This window comes from Cognatundibacterium griseum, from assembly GCF_014284195.1.
Lineage (GTDB): Bacteria > Pseudomonadota > Gammaproteobacteria > Burkholderiales > Burkholderiaceae_D > Undibacterium > Undibacterium griseum.
The window spans coordinates 1-18,090 of record NZ_JACOGC010000006.1; the positions used below are offsets into that span (position 1 = coordinate 1).

The window sequence follows — 18,090 nt, forward strand, 5'->3', positions numbered from 1 at the left end:
TTGACTGTTAATTGTTAAAGATCGCTGTCTTGTCTGCTGGCTTTTAGAGCTTGCTGGCGAAGCGTTTTGTTCGTCAGCAGCAGAGAAACGAGATTATGAACGACTTAACGCACACTGTCAACTACCCCTCTTCGCTTTTATTTAATACATTTCCACCTATATCTTCCAAAAGAGCGTTCACAATCTCACCGGCCTGAACAAAATCAAACTCTTCGATCGCTCTCTTTAACGCAGATGCCTTGTCAGGAAAGGCTCGCTCAAAAGACGAAGCCAATTCAAAATATGACTCCTCTGCATCAAGATCATCTGCCACCAATTGTTTTTGCAACAAAATCAACCGGTCCTGAAAATCATCGGGTAAAGCGGAATTATCTTCTCCCAAGTCAATCATATCTCCCAAAGCTAACCTGATTGCGTTACATACTTCGGATAACTCCTCGTCCAGATCACTAACCCCGGCAGCTTCAGGATTAATTTCCATATCCAAATTCTGGCCAATCCATCGCTCAATTTTTTCGGCCAACTCACTCAGCCGGCCAAATCCAATCATGCCGCTCACACCTTTCAATGTGTGCGCTCGTCGCTTGGCATCCACATTCTGTCTTGCTTTCAGCTCCGATCTGAGACTGACAGCATCCCCTCCGTGATCCTGAGCAAAAGATTGGAGTAAATGATTTAATTTTTCAACATTGTTTCTGACGGACCGTAGCCCCTCTTCAAGACGTAAGTTTTTAATTGCCTGCATCTTTTTCAGAATATCTACTTCACGCAAAGAGAAGGATTTATCTGTAAGGATAGTTACACCACCTTTGACTGCGGCCGGCAACCATTTAGCGAGAACCTGGCTTAACTGCTGAGGATCAACAGGTTTCGGCACATAATCATCCATGCCCACACTCAATGCAGCAGCGCGATCTTCCGCAAAAGCATTAGCAGTCATTGCAATGATCGGTATTTTTTTGCAGATATCTATATCTCGGATATGCCGCGTCGCCTCCAGACCATCCATTTTAGGCATTTGAATATCCATCAGAATCAGGTCATATTTACCTGCTGCTGCAAGTGCGACAGCCTGCTCTCCATCTTCTGCCAGATCAACCAGAAAACCCATATCCTTCAGTAGCTCCATCGCGACTTCCTGATTCATCTGATTGTCTTCAACAAGCAGCAAATGGTGTCCTGGGACAAACGCCAGCAATTCATTTTTTTTCTCTGGCACGATAGCAATCCGGTTTTCGCCAGAAACCCGGGCAATGGTGTCGGCCAGCATGGTCGGCAGCACAGGCTTAGGAATAAATGCAGAAAATAACTGGCTCTCTTTTTCATCCCGAGGACAGCCGCTGCTGCCACTGACCAAAATGCACACTGGCTGTATTCTGAGCGGAAGCCGTCGCAACCGCTCGCAAGTTTCCGTCCCGGTCAATTCAGGCATTTGCCAGTCAGTGAAAATCATCTGATAGGAGTCCCCCATCGCATCTGCCTGTGCAGCCAACTCCAGAGCATCTGCTCCGGAAGTTGCCGTGCTGACCCGCGCGCCCAGCGCTCTCAGCATATCAGCAAGCGTTTCTCTCGCATCCTCCATATCATCAATCACCAGAATCCGGGTGCGGGGCTGCAATAATTGTGCTCCGGGCCCGGTCAGCTCTTTGCCTTCACCAAATGGCGCTTCAAACCAGAACGTACTGCCTTTACCGTACTCACTGCTGACACCAACCCGTCCACCCATTAACTCAGCAAATTTCCGGCAAATTGCCAGCCCCAGTCCTGTTCCGCCATAGGTTCTTGTTGTTGACGCATCCGCCTGTTGAAAAGCAGCAAATAATTTTGATTGCTGATCATCGGTCAGACCGATTCCCGTATCCCTGACCTCAAATCGCAACCACATCTGTTCTGCATCGCGCCGGGTCAGCACAGCCCGCAAAATGATGCTGCCTTTTTCTGTAAATTTAACTGCATTGCTGGCGAAATTCAGCAATATTTGCCCAAGGCGGACACTGTCTCCATATAAAGCAGTTGGCACGTTATTGATTTCTGCAATCATCTCGAGCCCTTTTTCCTCCGCCTTATCCGCAATCAGGGCAAAAACGTTGGAGACCACCCGTTCCAATTGAAAATCAGTCGGATCGAGCGTCATTCTTCCGGCTTCAATTTTTGAAAAATCAAGAATGTCGTTAATCACTGACAGTAAGTGCATAGCTGCCGCAGTGACTTTATCCAGCTGTTGCGTCTGACGATCCGATAAAGGGTCGCGGCGAATCAGATGCGCCAATCCAATAATGGCGTTCATCGGGGTTCGGATTTCATGGCTCATATTCGCGAGAAACGAACTTTTTGCGCGATTGGCACTTTCTGCCATTTCTTTCGCAGCGCGCAACTCCATGGCGACCTGATGCTCTTCGGTCACATCCTCGACAATACAGATAATGGCCCCCTCAAATACGGAAGTATTGATTCTTGCATTCGTCAGGCGCGCCCAGAAACGGCTGCCATCAAGGCGGACCAGTTCCTGTTCCTGCAGGTAATCTTCCTGAATCGGCGAACGCTCATCGATCAGATGCCCGCTCAATGCAAACTGCTCATCACTGGCATACCAGATTCGCGTGCTCTGATTCAGCATACCTTCACTGGGGTAACCGAATATCTCATCCAGTTTATGGTTGTAGCGTAATATCTTGCGGTCTTTGACAATCACAATGCCAACCGTGGCGCAATCAAAAATCACCTGCAATTCTTCATTCGCAGCCACTAACTGCAACGCCTGATCTGCCAGACGCTGCCGGGCTTCTTCTAATTTTGCCGTGCGCTCCACCACCAGTCGTTCCAGTTCATCCTGATAGCGATGTAATTCGCGTTCAGTCTGTTTGCGCTCGGTAATATCCATCCAGATTGCTGTAAAACACTCCTTGCCAGCCAGTTCCAGAGGGCGCATCGAAATCCAGAAATCACGTATTTCGCCAGATTTGGTACGCCGCTGATTCTCAAATTCCATTCCGCCCAAGGCAATAATTTCCTCCAAATGGCGTTTGGTGACGCGCTTATCACTTTGCGTCTGCAAGTCATATAGCGTCAGCCTGGCGAATTCCTCTCTTGTGTAGCCATGAGAATGACAGGCTGCGTCGTTAAAATTGATGAATCCCAAGTCATGATCAATCAGCAAAATACCTATCGGTGCCTGACTCACAATGGCAGCATATTGCTGCTCTCTTTCGCGCAATGCCTGTTGCGCCATTTCCAGCGCAGTGATATCCCGGCCTATTCCCAAAACCCCCAGTAACTTGCCTTCTGCATCATAAATCCGGGTCTTGATGGAAACGATCAGTTCCTGATGACCATCTGCAAATGTCCGCCAGTGAGGTGGTAACTCATAAGTGCCGCGCTCTATCGCAATCTTGTCACCGGTCTGGTACAGCTCAGCTTCCAATTTGGGAAAAACCTCAATATCGGTCAGACCAACCAGTTCCTGCGCCGTTTTTCCTGCCTGCTGCAGAAAGCGATTATTAAAAATCCGGTATGCACCATTCAGGTCTTTGAACCACACCAGATCAGGCATGCCCTGAATCAGCGCATCCAGATGACTGCGCTCTGACTCCAGTTCGGCCTGCATGGCATCTCTCTGATAACGTGTGTCTCTGAAAGCCAATACGGCGTCGGCCATATCACCAATCAGCGTTCCTTTCTTTTTGGCAATCGATACAATCTCCGGGAACAAAGGAATAGTCTGTCCGATTTGTTGAGGGTTCGCCAGATACGACAGACTGGCAGTCAATAAATCAAGACGCTTGGTAAGCCGGATCGCAATCAGCAGCCAGACACCGATCAGAGCGAAAGTCCCGCCAATACTGATCAAGCGCAGATGCTCACTATAGGTATTCAGATGCTGGCTGGCATCGACACTTTCATCCAGCGCATGCTGGCTCAGCACATCGTCAATTGAGTGCAATTGCAATGCGAGATCAACATAATGGACTCCGGCATTCTCAATATAATGACTGGCCAGCATCGGGTCTACGGCCACCATATCCGTGCTCTTCAACACAAACTGCTTAAAATCTCCGAAGAAAATGCGTGTTTTTAATAACTTATCGCCGATCAGAGATTTCTCTGAAAAGCGCTCAAATTTTTCCAGTCTGTGTTCCAGTCCATCAAATTTATCGACAATCTCGCTATGAAGGCGATGCACATCCGCATCACTGATACTGCCCGCCTTGCTATGTGTTAAAGCCAGCATCAGATCGCGCTGAATAATCAATGATTGCAAACTGATCGCAGATGCTTCTGCCGCAGTTTCGAGATAAATCCGTTCATTTTCATCGACATCCGCCCGCATTTGCTGAACCCGTATTTCAGTCCAATAACTGAATACAGCGGCACACAACAATGCCAGCGCGACAGGCACGAAAAATAAAATCAGAAACCGGACTCTTTTGAAGTAATTACGATCTGAATCCATATCGGAGAATACTTGTTATTTGAGGAGTTGTGCCGCTTCGGTCGTACGGCATAACGAGCCGTAAAACACTTCGCTGACCTGAATACAGGCTTGCCGGATCATACGCATAGGGATTTTCCGTTGACAGTCTTCACGATGGGCTTACCTGATCGGAATAACGTCTGGAAATAAGAATGAATTCATCCTTCAGCACAAGAAACGCACTCACAATATCGGGATCAAAATGTTTACCGCTGCCATCGGTAATGATTTGTATCGTATCTTCAAGCGGAAATGCTTCCTTGTAATGACGGCGTGAAATCAGGGCATCAAACACATCCGCCAGTGCCATAAGTCTTGCCGACAGAGGAATCTGCTCAGCCTTCAGTCCCTGCGGGTATCCGGTTCCATCCCATTTTTCATGATGACCAACCGCAATTTCACGCGCAGTTTCCAGAAATGCGACCGAGCTGGAGTGATCATGATGTCCTCCAGCCTCTATGACTTCAGCCTGGATGGCATTGGCTCTGGCGATCGCTTCATCAATCGCATCTGCGCCGATTTGGGCATGTGTTTTCATGATCACCAGTTCGTCCGGTGTGAGCTTACCGGGCTTGAGCAAGATTGCATCGGGAATCCCCACCTTGCCAATATCATGCAGTGGTGCGGCCTTCACAATGCGGCGCCGGTATTCTGAAGATGCCAGCTCATCCCTGAATCGTGGCGTATCTTTCAGATAAGCGATCAGCAGTTCGACGTATGCCTGAGTGCGGTAAAGGTGATTGCCGGTTTCGTTATCGCGTTTTTCCGCCAGTGTGGCAAGCGCAAAGAGACTCAGGTCTTTAATGAGTTCATTTTCGGCCATACGTCGCCGGACTTCTGCGTCCAGATACACGTTCTGCTGCGCCAGCCGGTCTCTGGCCTGCTTCAGTTCCAGCTGGGCATGTACCCGTGCCAGCAATAGTGCGGGTTTCACAGGTTTGGTCACGTAATCTACCGCGCCCAGAGAAAGACCATATTCTTCGTCATCATCGGCGCTCAGCGCAGTCACAAAAATAACTGGAATGTGCCTGACAGCATCCTGGGAGCGCAATATCTGGAGCACCTCATACCCGCTCATCTCAGGCATCATCACATCCAGCAGAATCAGATCCGGTCGTGGGTCGGTATGCACAATCTGCAATGCCCGCGAGCCCGAATTCGCTACGCGGACACGATAATGAGGTCTCAGAATCTGGCCAATGACTGTCAGATTCTCCTTGGTATCATCAACCAGCAAAATGGTTGGCAATTCAGAAACTGGCACAGCGGTCATGGCATTACCCATAAAAATCCCTTGTTTGCAAACATCTTTTCAGACTACCCAAACCGGCGGATGCAGTAATCTGACCGCTCAATTTTATTGCATTAAAGAAACTTCCATTGCTGAATTTATGTGAAATATTATTAGATTTCCGATAAATATGTTTGCATTTTTTTATCATGCCGCGCATTCATGCCTGAAAATGAATTTCCCTTTATTCCAACGGTAGCAATACCGTTTTTTTCCTGATCAGCGTCAAACTCAAAGCGTCTCTCTCGAATACGAAATCTGCGCATCATCGTAAATCTCGTAGATCAGCTGAAGCAGATTTTGCAGCTCCGGCGACTGATCTGACATGCGGGCGCTGAAAATGACCGGTGAAACGGCATGTTTTTCCAGAATATCCAGATAAGTCACATCACTGCGCCGCATTCCCTGCACGCTGGCAGGGACTACCGCGATCCCCTCACCGGCAGCAACCAGGCCGATCGCCACCTGCAACTCCCTGACCTCGAACACCTTTTCCGGTTGCAAACCTTTCAGCATAAAAGCAGCCAATACCTGATCAGCAAAACTCGGACGCGGCGACTTGGGAAAGACAATCAGTTTCTCAGGAACCAGCGCTTTCAGACTGATCGCTTCATGACTGGCTGAAAATGGATGGGACACCGGAACGGCGAGCATCAGCCGTTCTTCGCGTAAGACGATGCGGCGGATATTCGGGTCTTCATGTTTGATACGTCCGAATCCGACATCGATGCGCCCTTCTTTTAAAGCCTGAATCTGCTCCATCGTCGTCATTTCATGCAGGCTGATCTCAATCGCCGGATGCTGGGTGCGGAACAACCTGATAATTCTGGGCAGCATGCCATACAGGGTGGATGCAACGAATCCCATCGACAGCGTGCGTTCAATCTTCCCGACACGCTGTGTCATCGACTTTACGTCGGCAACCTTGTTCAATATTTTTTGTGCATGGGCATAAAAAAATTTTCCCGCTTCAGTCAGTCGTAACGGCCGCGATCCCTTTTCAAACAAAATCACCCCCAACTCCTCCTCCAGTTGCTGTATCTGCCGGCTCAGCGGTGGCTGCGCAATGAATAAGCGCTCAGAAGCACGGGTGAAATTTTTCTCCTCAGCGACAGCGACAAAATAACGCAAATGCCTAAATTCCATATCAATACCTAAAAAGTATAGAAACCATACCAAATCAGTGTTGGACGACTAAAAACAAGGGGAATATCTTGCTCATATCCGATTCAATTATACGAAATAAATATGATTCAGCAGATCGAAACCATACTGGTTGATGTACCGACAATACGCCCGCACAAGCTGTCTGTCGCCACGATGAACACACAGACGCTGGTATTGGTCCGGATTCAATGCGCTGACGGCATCACCGGCTGGGGCGAGGCAACGACCATCGGCGGCCTGAACTATGGAGAAGAAAGCCCGGAGAGTATCAAGACCAATATTGATACACATATCGCGCCTTTATTGATTGGCATGGAAGCCAGCCAGGTTGCGCAGGCCATGGCAAAAATCCGCAAAATCATCCAGGGCAACCGTTTTGCAAAATGTGCGATTGAGACCGCCTTGCTGGATGCACAAGCGCGCCGACTGAATATTCCTTTGAGTGAATTATTGGGTGGCCGGGTGCGCCAGGCCTTGCCGGTTGCCTGGACGCTGGCCAGCGGCGACACTGCCAAAGATATTGCTGAAGCGGAAAAGATGCTGGAACTGCGCCGTCACCGCATTTTCAAGCTGAAGATCGGTGCCCGCGCAGTGGCTGACGATGTGGCGCATGTGCTGGCCATCAAAAAAGCATTGGGCGATACCGTCAGTGTCCGGGTGGATGTGAATCAGGCCTGGAGCGAAATGGATGCCATCAACGGCATCGCAGCACTGGAAGCAGGTGGTATCGATCTGATCGAGCAGCCGGTAAAAGCCCATCAGCACCAGGCACTGGCACGCCTCTCCAGCCGTTTTGCCGTTGCCACGATGGCAGATGAAGCCTTGCATGGTCCATTGGATGCGTACCACTTAGCCACCCAGCATGCCGCAGATGTCTATGCAGTCAAGATCACCCAATCCGGCGGACTGATTCCCGCCATGCAGGTCGCCACCGTTGCACAACTTGCCGGCATCAGTTTATACGGCGGCACCATGTTGGAAGGTGGCATCGGCACCGCCGCCTCAGCCCATGTATTTTCGACCTTTACCGATCTCGCGTATGGCACGGAATTATTTGGCCCCCTGCTCCTGACCGAGGAAATTCTGCGCGAGCCGCTGGTTTATCAGGATTTCATGTTGCAAGTGCCGGACACACCGGGACTGGGTGTCGAGCCTGATCTGGAAAAACTCGATTTCATGCGCCGCAAATAATGTCATCAGCGCATTCAACATCTCATTGATTAATAAATATTACTGAATAATACGAGGAGACCACCATGTTATTTCACGTCAGAATGGACGTCCGGTTACCTGCAGACATGCCGGAACATCAAGCAGCTGAGCTGAAAAAAACAGAAAAAGAAATGGCTCAGTCTTTACAGCAAAACGGCAAATGGCGTCATCTGTGGCGCATCGCCGGTCAGTACGCCAACATCAGTATTTTTGATGTCGGCAGCATCGATGAATTGCACACCACGATCTCTGCCCTGCCTTTATTTCCTTACATGCAGATCGAGGTGATGCCTTTATGCCGTCATCCATCCTCCATCAGGACGGACGACCGGTAAGCAACCAGACCTGCACGGAAACAATTGCAGTCCACCTTGAAATTCAAAAAATCCTTTCCTCTGGAGACAAACATGAAACATAGTGAAATTGATGCACTGGTAAAAAGCTGGATCGTTGATGCCGCAGACCGTCCTGCGAATCCACGCGTACAACAAGTCGTTCTGCGCCTGGTCAGCGATCTGTGCAAAGCCATCGAAGACCTCGATATCCAGCCTTCCGAATTCTGGAAAGGTCTGGAATATCTGTCTGTTGCAGGCAGCCGCAATGAGTTGGGCTTGTTAACGCCAGGCCTCGGGCTGGAGCGTTTCCTCGATATCCGTGCTGACGAAGCCGAAGCCAAAGCCGGCCTGACCGGTGGCACGCCACGCACAATCGAAGGCCCGCTGTATGTTGCCGGTGCACCGGAATCCAAAGGTTTCGCACGGCTTGACGACGGTACTGAAAGTGCCAATGCAGAAGTTCTGTTCATGCAAGGCACGGTCTATGACGCCCAGGGAAAACCGGTACCGAATGCCAAAGTGGAAGTCTGGCATGCCAATCTGCTCGGTAACTATTCCTTTTTTGATCAGAGCCAGTCGGCATTCAATCTGCGCCGTTCCATCATCACCGATGAACAGGGCCGCTATCAGTTCCGCAGCATCGTTCCTATGGGCTACGGCTGCCCACCGGATGGCTCGACACAACAATTGCTGGATCTGTTAGGCCGTCATGGCCGCCGTCCTGCACACATTCACTTCTTCGTCACTGCCGCCAACCATCGCAAGCTGACCACGCAAATCAATATCGATGGCGATGAGTATCTGTGGGATGACTTTGCCTTTGCCAGCCGTGAAGGTCTGGTACCGGAAGTCAAACATATCGCCGACGCCGCACAACTGGCTGCCAAAGGAGTCAGCGCACCGTTTGCATCCATCGATTTCGACTTCCATCTGTATGCCGAAAACACGGCAGCGCCAGCAGCGGAAGTTGAGCGGGCACGCGCCGCAGCATAAACCTGCAGCAGCTTCGTAACAGCTCACAGGTCAATGCCAGCACGGGATTGACCTGCCAAGAAAGATAGCGTTGCATGCAATAGCTATCCGGGACTCACACATACTGAGAGACGCCATGATACCCATTCATCCTGACAAAACGCCCAAGCTCAAAAGCATGGACGACTATCTGATCGAAGATAAAAAAACCGGTGATTACCGCCTGCATCGCAGCGCTTTTACCGATGAAGCATTGTTTGAACTGGAAATGAAACACATTTTCGAAGGCAACTGGATTTACCTCGCGCATGAAAGCCAGATTCCGGAAAACAATGATTACTACGCGACGTATATCGGTCGCCAGCCGGTCTTCATCGCCCGCAACCGTCAGGGTGAGCTGAATGCGTTCATCAATGCCTGCAGCCATCGCGGTGCGATGCTGTGTCGTCATAAAAGCGGCAATAAGGCAACCTACACCTGCCCGTTCCACGGCTGGACTTTCAATAACAGCGGCAAACTGCTGAAGGTCAAGGATCCCGAGGATGCCGGCTATCCGGACTGTTTTAACAAAGAAGGTTCACATGATCTGAAAAAGGTCGCCCGCTTTGAAAACTATAAAGGCTTTTTGTTCGGCAGCCTGAATGAAGATGTATTGCCGCTCCCTGAATTTCTCGGTGAAGCAGGAAAAATCATCGACATGATTGTGAATCAGTCTGCCGACGGGCTCGAAGTGCTGCGCGGTTCGTCCACGTATACCTTTGAAGGTAACTGGAAACTGCAGGCTGAAAATGGCGCTGACGGCTATCACGTTTCTGCCGTGCACTGGAATTATGCGGCCACCACCAATCATCGCAAAGAACAGGAAGCCCGGCGCGCCGACAATATCCGCGCCATGGATGCGGGTAAATGGGGTAAGCAAGGCGGCGGTTTTTACGCCTTTGAACATGGTCACCTGATGCTGTGGACCAAATGGGCGAATCCGGAAGATCGTCCGAACTTCCCGCGCCATGCAGAATACACCAGTAAGTTCGGCAAACCGACTGCCGACTGGATGATTGAGCGCTCACGGAATCTGTGCCTGTATCCGAATGTGTATCTGATGGATCAGTTCGGTTCGCAAATCCGTGTGCTGCGGCCATTGGCCGTTGATAAAACGGAAGTCACGATTTACTGCATAGCGCCCAAAGGGGAATCCGCGGAGGCGCGCTCACGCAGGATCCGCCAGTACGAGGATTTTTTTAATGTCAGCGGCATGGCGACGCCGGATGATCTGGAAGAATTCCGCGCCTGCCAGCAAGGTTTTCAGGGCATCTCTCTGGCATGGAACGATATGTGCCGCGGCTCCGAGCACTGGATCGAAGGTGCCGATACCGCTGCGCAGGAAATCGGCCTGAAGCCGGTCATGAGCGGACTCAAGACAGAAGACGAAGGTTTGTACACCGTTCAACACCGTTACTGGCTGGACGTCATGACAAAAGCCTTGCAACAGGAAGGAGCATCTGCATGAAAACCATCAGTCTGCAAGAGATCAGCAGTTTTCTCTACCGCGAAAGCCGTCTGCTCGATGACGAGCAGTGGGATGAATGGCTGGAATGTTATGACAACGACACCCAGTTCTGGATGCCATCGTGGGACGACAGCGACCGTCTGATCACCGATCCGCAGCGCGAGATTTCGCTGATTTTTTATCCGACCCGCCAAGGGCTGGAAGACCGGGTGTTCCGCATCAAAACGGAACGCTCCAGCGCCACCATGCCGGACACCCGCACCAGTCACAACATCGCCAACATTGAACTGGAAAAGCAGGAAGGCGATGTCTGTACCGTGCGCTTTAACTGGCACACGCTGAGTCATCGCTATAAAACGAATTACAGTTATTTCGGCATGTCGCGCTATGTGATCGATTTTTCCGGAAATGCCCCGAAAATCACTGACAAATACGTGGTGCTGAAAAATGACTATATCAATCAGGTGATCGATATTTATCACATCTGAGCTTCGTTACCACACATCTATATCGTTCAGGAGACAAGTCGATGAGCCACAACATCGCACTGCAATTTGAAGACGGCGTCACCCGCTTCATCACATGCAATGACAATGAAAAATTGTCCGACGCAGCGTACCGTCAGAAAATGAATATTCCCCTGGATTGCCGCGATGGCGCCTGCGGTACCTGCCGCGGATTTTGCGAATCCGGTGACTATGACATGCCGGAATCGAGTTACATTGAAGATGCCCTGGAACCGGCAGATGCAGCAAAAGGCTATATTCTGGCGTGTCAGATGAGACCGAAATCGGATTGTGTGATCCGGATTCCGGCAACATCGGCGTCCTGCAAGACCGGTGTCTCCAGTTTTGAGGGAGAACTCGCGCAGGTGGAGGCTATTTCCGATTCCACGATCGCCTTCTCTGTCAGGCTGGAAAATTCCCCGGCCCTGAGTTTCCTGCCAGGTCAGTATGTGAATGTCACCATTCCCGGCACGGCGCTGACACGCGCCTATTCATTCAGCTCACCGCCAGGTGCGGCACTGGCATCGTTTGTGGTGCGCAATGTCCCGCAGGGGCGCATGAGCACCTTCCTGAGCGAACAGGCAACAGCTGGACAAAGTATGCAGTTCTCCGGCCCTTATGGCAGCTTTTACCTGCGTCCAGTGCAGCGCCCGGTGCTGATGCTGGCAGGTGGAACGGGCATTGCGCCATTCCTGTCGATGCTCGATGTGCTGGCAGAACAGGGTTTTACGCAACCTGTGCGGCTGGTATTTGGCGTGACCCATGATAAGGATCTGGTGGCACTGGAAAAACTGGAAAAAATCGCAGCACAGCATCCGGAGTTCAGCTACCGCACCTGTGTCGCCGCACCGGAAAGCCAGCATTCGCGCAAAGGCTATGTGACCCAGCATGTGGAAACAGAATGGCTGAATCAGGGTGATGCAGATGTCTATCTGTGCGGCCCGGTAGCAATGGTCGATGCTGTCAGAAACTGGCTGGCGGAAATCGGAATTACCCCCGCCAGTTTTCATTACGAAAAATTTTCAGCCAGCAGCGGAGCCTGATCATGCGCACCTCTCAACGTTTTACGAATAAAGTCGTGCTGGTGACCGGGGCAGCCCAGGGAATTGGCCGTGGCGTGGCTGTGGCAATCGCCCAGGAAGGTGGTCAGCTGATACTGGCTGACCGTTCCCCGCTGGTGCACGAGGTGGCGACAGAAATTATCACCGCCGGCGGAAAAGCCATCGTGACGCAGGTTGATCTGGAAACCTATCAGGGCGCTCAGTCCATGACAGAGACAGCGCTGGTGCAGTTTGGCAGGATTGATGTCCTGATCAACAATGTCGGCGGCACCATCTGGGCAAAACCGTATCAGGAATATGAAGAAGCGCAGATCGAAGCGGAAATCCGTCGTTCCCTGTTTCCGACCTTGTGGTCATGTCGTGCCGTCCTGCCAGCAATGCTGGCGCATCGGTGCGGTGTCATCGTCAATATTTCATCGATTGCGACGCGCGGCATTTATCGCATTCCCTACTCGGCAGCCAAAGGCGGCATCAATGCGCTGACCGCCAGTCTGGCGTTAGAACACGCTGCTGATGGCATCCGGGTCAATGCAGTGGCGACCGGCGGCACAGAAGCGCCACCGCGCAAGGTACCCCGTAATACCCAGCCGCTCAGCGCACAGGAAGAAATCTGGTATCAGGGTATTGTCGATCAGACGATTGCCTCCAGCCTGATGCGCCGCTATGGCACGATCGATGAACAGGTCAACGCTATCTTGTTCCTGGCGTCCGACGAATCTTCATACATCACCGGCTCCGTGCTGCCGGTCGGTGGCGGCGATCAGGGATAATCTGCGGTATCGGGACAACACAGGCAAGCCACCATGACAAATTCACCGCACTCCCTGCTGAAAGACTGGTCATTCTCGGCCACGGTGGCCGGTTTTCTGGCCGTGCTGATTTCTTATTCCGGGCCGCTGGTTATTTTTTTTCAGGCGGCACATTCGGCACACGCCACGCCGGAAATGACCGCTTCCTGGGTCTGGGCGATTTCGGCCGGTGCGGGCATTTCCGGCATCCTCCTCAGCTGGTATCTGAAAACGCCGGTCATCACAGCCTGGTCAGCACCGGGTACGGCACTGCTGGTCAGCCTGTTTCCGGCGATGCCGCTGAGCCAGGCTGTCGCAGCCTATATCACATCCGCTATTGTGATTCTGCTCATCGGCCTGTCCGGCTATTTCGATAAACTGATCCGGCAGATTCCCAAAGGAATTGCGGCTGGCATGATGGCAGGTATTCTGTTTCAGTTCGGCGTCAACAGCTTCAAATCGGTCACAGCCACCCCCGTACTGGCAATCGGCATGATTCTTACCTATCTGGCCGGTAAAAAACTGCTGCCACGCTATGCGATTGTTCTTGTCCTGCTGGCTGGCGCATTGCTGGCATGGATAACGCATCTCGCTGATCTCAGTACGGTGCACGTCACGCTGTCGGCGCCGGTCTGGATCACGCCGGAATGGACCTGGCAGTCCACGCTGAGTTTTGCATTGCCGCTGATTCTGGTCAGCCTGAGCGGACAATTTCTGCCTGGTATGGCGATTCTGCGCCTGTCGGGTTATCAGACTCCGGCCAGACCGATCCTCATCATCACGAGTCTGCTGTCTGTTATTGTGGCTTTTTTCGGTGGCATCACGATCGTCATTGCTGCCATCACGGCAGCGCTATGTACCGGCAAGGATGCCCATGAGCATGCCGGCAAACGTTATATCGCCGGAATTGCCAACGGTGTCTTTTACCTGATCGGCGGTGCGCTGGCGGCAACAATTGTGGCTTTATTCACCAGCCTGCCAAAAGAGTTTGTGGCCGTGCTTGCCGGACTGGCCCTGCTGGGTGCGATCAGCACCAATATCATGGGTGTGATTCAGGATGAAGAGCATCGTGAAGCCTCAATGATTACCTTTCTGGCGACAGCATCCGGCATGACGCTATTTGGCCTTGGCTCGGCATTCTGGGGGATCGTGATCGGCATTGTCGCTTATCTGATCCTGCACCACAAACCGGCGGCAGAGTAAGGTGGCGCGTATTTCGCGATAAGGGATGCTTCGTATTTTTTGAATGAATGAGTAACAAACACAGGTAAAGCTATGATTGATAAAACCAGCATCCCGATGCAGGAAGTGATCGGAAAAATTCAGGACGGTGCAACGGTCATGATCGGTGGTTTCGGCACCGCCGGACAACCGGCAGAATTAATTGATGCACTGATTGCGCACGGCGCCGGTGACCTGACGATCGTCAACAATAACGCAGGCAATGGTGATCTCGGTCTGGCGGCATTGCTGAAAGCTGGCCGCGTGAGAAAAATTATCTGTTCATTTCCCCGCCAGTCGGATTCCTACGAATTTGACAAACTCTATCATGCAAAAAAAATCGAGCTCGAACTGGTACCGCAAGGTAATCTGGCCGCCCGGATTCAGGCTGCCGGCGCTGGTCTTGGCGCGATTTTCACACCCACTGGCTACGGCACACTGCTGGCAGAAGGCAAGGAAACCCGCAACATCAACGGCAAAAATTATGTGCTCGAATATCCGATTCATGCAGACTTTGCACTGATTAAGGCACAACAAGGCGACCGCTGGGGCAATCTGATTTATCGCAAGAGTGCCCGCAACTTCGGCCCCATCATGGCGACCGCCGCTGCCTGCACCATTGCGCAGGTCAGGAACATTGTGCCGCTGGGCGCGCTGGACCCGGAAAACATCATCACGCCGGGTATTTTCGTCCAACATGTTATCGCCGTCTGAGCAAGGAGAACCGCATGAGCTACCAACGTTATACCCGCGATCAGATTGCACAGCGCGTTGCCAGTGACATTCCCGAAGGTTCTTATGTCAATCTGGGAATCGGTTTGCCGACCCGGATTGCCAATTATCTTGACCCCGACAAAGATATTTTCCTGCACAGCGAGAACGGCGTTCTGGGCATGGGCCCGGCCCCGGCTCCGCAAGACCGTGATCCGGAACTGATCAATGCCGGAAAAGAATTTGTCACGCTGCTGACCGGAGGTTGTTTCTTCCATCACGGCGATTCATTCACGATGATGCGTGGCGGACATATTGACATCTGCGTGCTGGGCGCATTTCAGGTTGCCGCTAACGGCGATCTGGCAAACTGGCATACCGGTGAGGCCGATGCCATTCCGGCAGTCGGCGGCGCGATGGATCTGGCAATTGGTGCGAAAAAGGTGTTCGTCACGATGGAACATCTGACAAAATCCGGAGAATCAAAAATTGTCGAGCGCTGCAGTTATCCGCTGACAGGTATCGCTTGCGTCGATCGCATCTACACCGATCTGGCCGTCATTGATGTCACACCGCAAGGGCTGGTCGTACGTGAAATCGTGCCCGGACTGAATTTTGAAGAACTGCAAACCCTGACTGCCGCCCCCCTGCTGCAGAATCAGGCACAATAAAGCGCCATGCGGCCGGTATCCATCAGGTAATGCAGGGATATCCGCGCACGAATGCCAAATGGCACCCGGCATACGACATGAATAATGGAGGAGACACAATGAATCAGGCGTTTATCTGCGATGCAATCCGAACCCCTTTTGGCCGCTATGGCGGTACGCTGTCGGGCGTCAGGACCGATGATCTGGCCGCCTTGCCGATCAAGGCGCTGATGACGCGCCATCCATCTCTGGACTGGTCGAAAATCGATGACGTGATCTACGGCTGCGCCAATCAGGCAGGTGAAGACAACCGCAATGTGGCCCGCATGGCGAGCCTGCTGGCAGGTCTGCCGGCAGCTGTTCCGGGCAGCACGGTTAACCGGCTCTGTGGTTCGAGCCTGGACGCGATCGGCATCGCGGCCAATGCCTTGAAAAGCGGCTCCTGCGATCTGATGATTGCCGGCGGCGTCGAAAGCATGTCACGCGCACCGTTTGTGATGGGAAAAGCAGACAGTGCCTTTTCGCGCAATGCCAGAATTGAAGATACGACGATAGGCTGGCGTTTCATCAATCCGCTCATGAAAGCGCAATATGGTGTCGATTCGATGCCGGAAACCGCAGAAAATGTTGCTGCCGATTTTTCCGTCTCACGCGAAGACCAGGACCGCTTTGCACTGCACAGCCAGATCCGCACAGCGCTGGCGCAACAGAACGGCATTTTTAATGATGAAATCGTTCCGGTCACACTGCCGCAGCGCAAAGGGGATCCGCTGATTTTGAGTCAGGATGAACATCCGCGTGCCACAACACTGGAAGCACTGGCCAAACTCAAGGGCGTCGTCCGTCCAGACGGCACCGTGACGGCGGGCAATGCATCGGGAGTGAATGACGGCGCCTGCGCTTTGCTGCTGGCATCCGGGCAGGCGCTGACAGAACACGGTCTCACTCCGAGAGCAAGAATTATTGCCGTTGCTGCAGCCGGGGTTGCTCCCCGCATCATGGGATTTGGACCCGCACCGGCAATCCGCAAAGTACTGGCCAAAGCCAATCTGTCACTGAGCCAGATGGATGTCATCGAACTCAACGAAGCCTTTGCCGCACAGGCACTCGCCGTCACCCGCGATCTGGGTTTGCCGGACGATGCGGCGCACGTGAATCCGAATGGCGGCGCGATCGCTTTAGGGCATCCGCTCGGCGCGTCGGGAGCACGGCTGGTGACCACCGCCATGTATCAGCTGCAACGCACCCAGGGACGTTATGCCCTGTGCAGCATGTGCATTGGCGTCGGCCAGGGAATCGCCATGATCATCGAACGCGTCTGAATTCATTGATTGGAAAAGCCATGTCCGTCGCCCATATCCGTCACACCAATATCTTCTACCTCACCGAGGGAAATCCTGCTCACCCTGCGATCCTTTTTTCCAACTCGCTCGGCACTGACCATCGTATGTGGCAGGCGCAGGCTGAACACTTGCGCGAACGGTTTTACGTGATCCGTTACGATACGCGCGGTCACGGCGGCTCTGCGTCCCCAGCGGGTCCTTATTCGTTGCAGCAACTGGCTGAAGACGCGTTAGGGTTGCTTGATTTTCTCGGTATAGCAACAGCGCATTTCTGCGGATTATCTATGGGCGGCGTGACTGGGCAATGGCTGGGAATACATGCAGCCGGACGCATCAGCAAACTGATTCTCGCCAACACCGCAGCCAAAGTCGGGGACAGCACTGCCTGGCAACAGCGGGCTGATATGGTGCGCACCAACGGGCTTGGCAGCATTGCTGACTCTGCCGCCAGCCGCTGGTTCACGCCAGACTTCGTCAGCAGAATGCCGGATCAGGTTTCTGCCCTGACAGAACATTTGCGGCAAGAAAATCCATCCGGTTATGCCGCCTGCTGCGAAGCGCTTGCCAGCGCAGACCTGCGCCAGCAGATTCACGCGATTACCCCGCAAACATTGATCATCGCCGGCAACGCAGATCCGGTCACGACCGTGGCAGATGCCGTTTTTATGCAGCAGCAGATTCCTGATGCCCGGATTGCCGTGCTGGAAGCATCACATATCTCCAACATCGAAGCAGAAAGCGCATTCAACCAGGCTTTACTGGCTTTTCTGAGCGACTGAGTACGCCCACAACCGATTGATTCCCCCGTTTTACCCAACCCGCTGTCGCCACAGCGGTTGGTCTGCTGCACCTTTT

At 52.4% G+C, this 18,090-nt stretch carries 15 protein-coding genes; 12 read left to right on the forward strand and 3 right to left on the reverse strand.

Going from position 1 to position 18,090, the window contains the following annotated elements; all coding sequences use genetic code 11:
• Positions 1-121: 121 nt before the first annotated feature.
• The 3 genes from H8K27_RS13930 to H8K27_RS13940 form a co-directional block, all read right to left on the reverse strand.
• A complete protein-coding gene (locus H8K27_RS13930) occupies positions 122-4,450 on the reverse strand; it encodes a PAS domain S-box protein (protein ID WP_186863799.1) in 4,329 nt (1,442 codons plus the stop codon).
• A gap of 130 nt (positions 4,451-4,580) precedes the next feature.
• Positions 4,581-5,744: a response regulator gene (locus tag H8K27_RS13935; protein WP_186863800.1), complete on the reverse strand. Its 1,164-nt coding sequence runs from the start codon at positions 5,742-5,744 to the stop codon at positions 4,581-4,583.
• A 249-nt stretch (positions 5,745-5,993) separates the two neighbouring features.
• Positions 5,994-6,908, reverse strand: a complete 915-nt coding sequence (locus H8K27_RS13940; RefSeq protein WP_186863801.1) for a LysR family transcriptional regulator — start codon at positions 6,906-6,908, stop codon at positions 5,994-5,996.
• 102 nt (positions 6,909-7,010) lie between these two features.
• Between H8K27_RS13940 and H8K27_RS13945 the strand changes: the two genes are divergently transcribed.
• The 12 genes from H8K27_RS13945 to pcaD all read left to right on the forward strand — a co-directional run bounded on the left by H8K27_RS13945 (position 7,011) and on the right by pcaD (position 18,014).
• Entirely contained in the window at positions 7,011-8,120 is a 1,110-nt protein-coding gene (locus tag H8K27_RS13945) for a muconate/chloromuconate family cycloisomerase (protein WP_186863802.1), read from the forward strand.
• 65 nt (positions 8,121-8,185) lie between these two features.
• Complete coding sequence (gene catC, locus H8K27_RS13950; protein ID WP_186863803.1) at positions 8,186-8,476, forward strand: muconolactone Delta-isomerase; 291 nt, start codon at positions 8,186-8,188, stop codon at positions 8,474-8,476.
• Positions 8,477-8,548: 72 nt separating this feature from the next.
• On the forward strand, positions 8,549-9,469 hold the full coding sequence (catA, locus tag H8K27_RS13955; protein ID WP_186863804.1) for a catechol 1,2-dioxygenase: 921 nt from the start codon (positions 8,549-8,551) through the stop codon (positions 9,467-9,469).
• Positions 9,470-9,584: 115 nt separating this feature from the next.
• Entirely contained in the window at positions 9,585-10,955 is a 1,371-nt protein-coding gene (benA, locus tag H8K27_RS13960; protein ID WP_186863805.1) for a benzoate 1,2-dioxygenase large subunit, read from the forward strand.
• Positions 10,952-11,443: a benzoate 1,2-dioxygenase small subunit gene (gene benB, locus H8K27_RS13965; protein WP_186863806.1), complete on the forward strand. Its 492-nt coding sequence runs from the start codon at positions 10,952-10,954 to the stop codon at positions 11,441-11,443. Before benA ends, benB begins: the two co-directional genes overlap by 4 nt.
• A gap of 41 nt (positions 11,444-11,484) precedes the next feature.
• Positions 11,485-12,504: a benzoate 1,2-dioxygenase electron transfer component BenC gene (gene benC, locus H8K27_RS13970; protein ID WP_186863807.1), complete on the forward strand. Its 1,020-nt coding sequence runs from the start codon at positions 11,485-11,487 to the stop codon at positions 12,502-12,504.
• A 2-nt stretch (positions 12,505-12,506) separates the two neighbouring features.
• Positions 12,507-13,292: a 1,6-dihydroxycyclohexa-2,4-diene-1-carboxylate dehydrogenase gene (locus H8K27_RS13975; protein WP_186863808.1), complete on the forward strand. Its 786-nt coding sequence runs from the start codon at positions 12,507-12,509 to the stop codon at positions 13,290-13,292.
• Between the two features lie 33 nt (positions 13,293-13,325).
• The gene (locus H8K27_RS13980) at positions 13,326-14,513 is read left to right on the forward strand and encodes a benzoate/H(+) symporter BenE family transporter (protein ID WP_186863809.1); all 1,188 of its coding nucleotides are present in this window, start codon (positions 13,326-13,328) and stop codon (positions 14,511-14,513) included.
• A 72-nt stretch (positions 14,514-14,585) separates the two neighbouring features.
• The gene (locus H8K27_RS13985; RefSeq protein WP_186863810.1) at positions 14,586-15,245 is read left to right on the forward strand and encodes a 3-oxoacid CoA-transferase subunit A; all 660 of its coding nucleotides are present in this window, start codon (positions 14,586-14,588) and stop codon (positions 15,243-15,245) included.
• Positions 15,246-15,259: 14 nt separating this feature from the next.
• Positions 15,260-15,913 carry a 3-oxoacid CoA-transferase subunit B gene (locus tag H8K27_RS13990; RefSeq protein ID WP_186863811.1) on the forward strand — a complete coding sequence of 218 codons (654 nt, stop codon included), beginning with the start codon at positions 15,260-15,262 and terminating at the stop codon, positions 15,911-15,913.
• 98 nt (positions 15,914-16,011) lie between these two features.
• The gene (gene pcaF, locus H8K27_RS13995; RefSeq protein WP_186863812.1) at positions 16,012-17,214 is read left to right on the forward strand and encodes a 3-oxoadipyl-CoA thiolase; all 1,203 of its coding nucleotides are present in this window, start codon (positions 16,012-16,014) and stop codon (positions 17,212-17,214) included.
• 20 nt (positions 17,215-17,234) lie between these two features.
• Positions 17,235-18,014 (forward strand): 3-oxoadipate enol-lactonase, encoded by a 780-nt coding sequence (pcaD, locus tag H8K27_RS14000; RefSeq protein ID WP_186863813.1) that lies wholly within the window; start codon positions 17,235-17,237, stop codon positions 18,012-18,014.
• Positions 18,015-18,090: the final 76 nt, after the last annotated feature.

Coding starts and splice junctions, on each gene's coding strand:
- pcaD (WP_186863813.1), top strand. CDS start 17,235: ATGTCCGTCGCCCATATCCGTCACACCAATATCTTCTACCTCACCGAG.
- pcaF (WP_186863812.1), top strand. CDS start 16,012: ATGAATCAGGCGTTTATCTGCGATGCAATCCGAACCCCTTTTGGCCGC.
- H8K27_RS13940 (WP_186863801.1), bottom strand. CDS start 6,908: ATGGAATTTAGGCATTTGCGTTATTTTGTCGCTGTCGCTGAGGAGAAA.
- H8K27_RS13975 (WP_186863808.1), top strand. CDS start 12,507: ATGCGCACCTCTCAACGTTTTACGAATAAAGTCGTGCTGGTGACCGGG.
- catC (WP_186863803.1), top strand. CDS start 8,186: ATGTTATTTCACGTCAGAATGGACGTCCGGTTACCTGCAGACATGCCG.
- benC (WP_186863807.1), top strand. CDS start 11,485: ATGAGCCACAACATCGCACTGCAATTTGAAGACGGCGTCACCCGCTTC.
- H8K27_RS13990 (WP_186863811.1), top strand. CDS start 15,260: ATGAGCTACCAACGTTATACCCGCGATCAGATTGCACAGCGCGTTGCC.
- H8K27_RS13935 (WP_186863800.1), bottom strand. CDS start 5,744: ATGACCGCTGTGCCAGTTTCTGAATTGCCAACCATTTTGCTGGTTGAT.
- benB (WP_186863806.1), top strand. CDS start 10,952: ATGAAAACCATCAGTCTGCAAGAGATCAGCAGTTTTCTCTACCGCGAA.
- H8K27_RS13945 (WP_186863802.1), top strand. CDS start 7,011: ATGATTCAGCAGATCGAAACCATACTGGTTGATGTACCGACAATACGC.
- catA (WP_186863804.1), top strand. CDS start 8,549: ATGAAACATAGTGAAATTGATGCACTGGTAAAAAGCTGGATCGTTGAT.
- H8K27_RS13930 (WP_186863799.1), bottom strand. CDS start 4,450: ATGGATTCAGATCGTAATTACTTCAAAAGAGTCCGGTTTCTGATTTTA.
- H8K27_RS13985 (WP_186863810.1), top strand. CDS start 14,586: ATGATTGATAAAACCAGCATCCCGATGCAGGAAGTGATCGGAAAAATT.
- benA (WP_186863805.1), top strand. CDS start 9,585: ATGATACCCATTCATCCTGACAAAACGCCCAAGCTCAAAAGCATGGAC.
- H8K27_RS13980 (WP_186863809.1), top strand. CDS start 13,326: ATGACAAATTCACCGCACTCCCTGCTGAAAGACTGGTCATTCTCGGCC.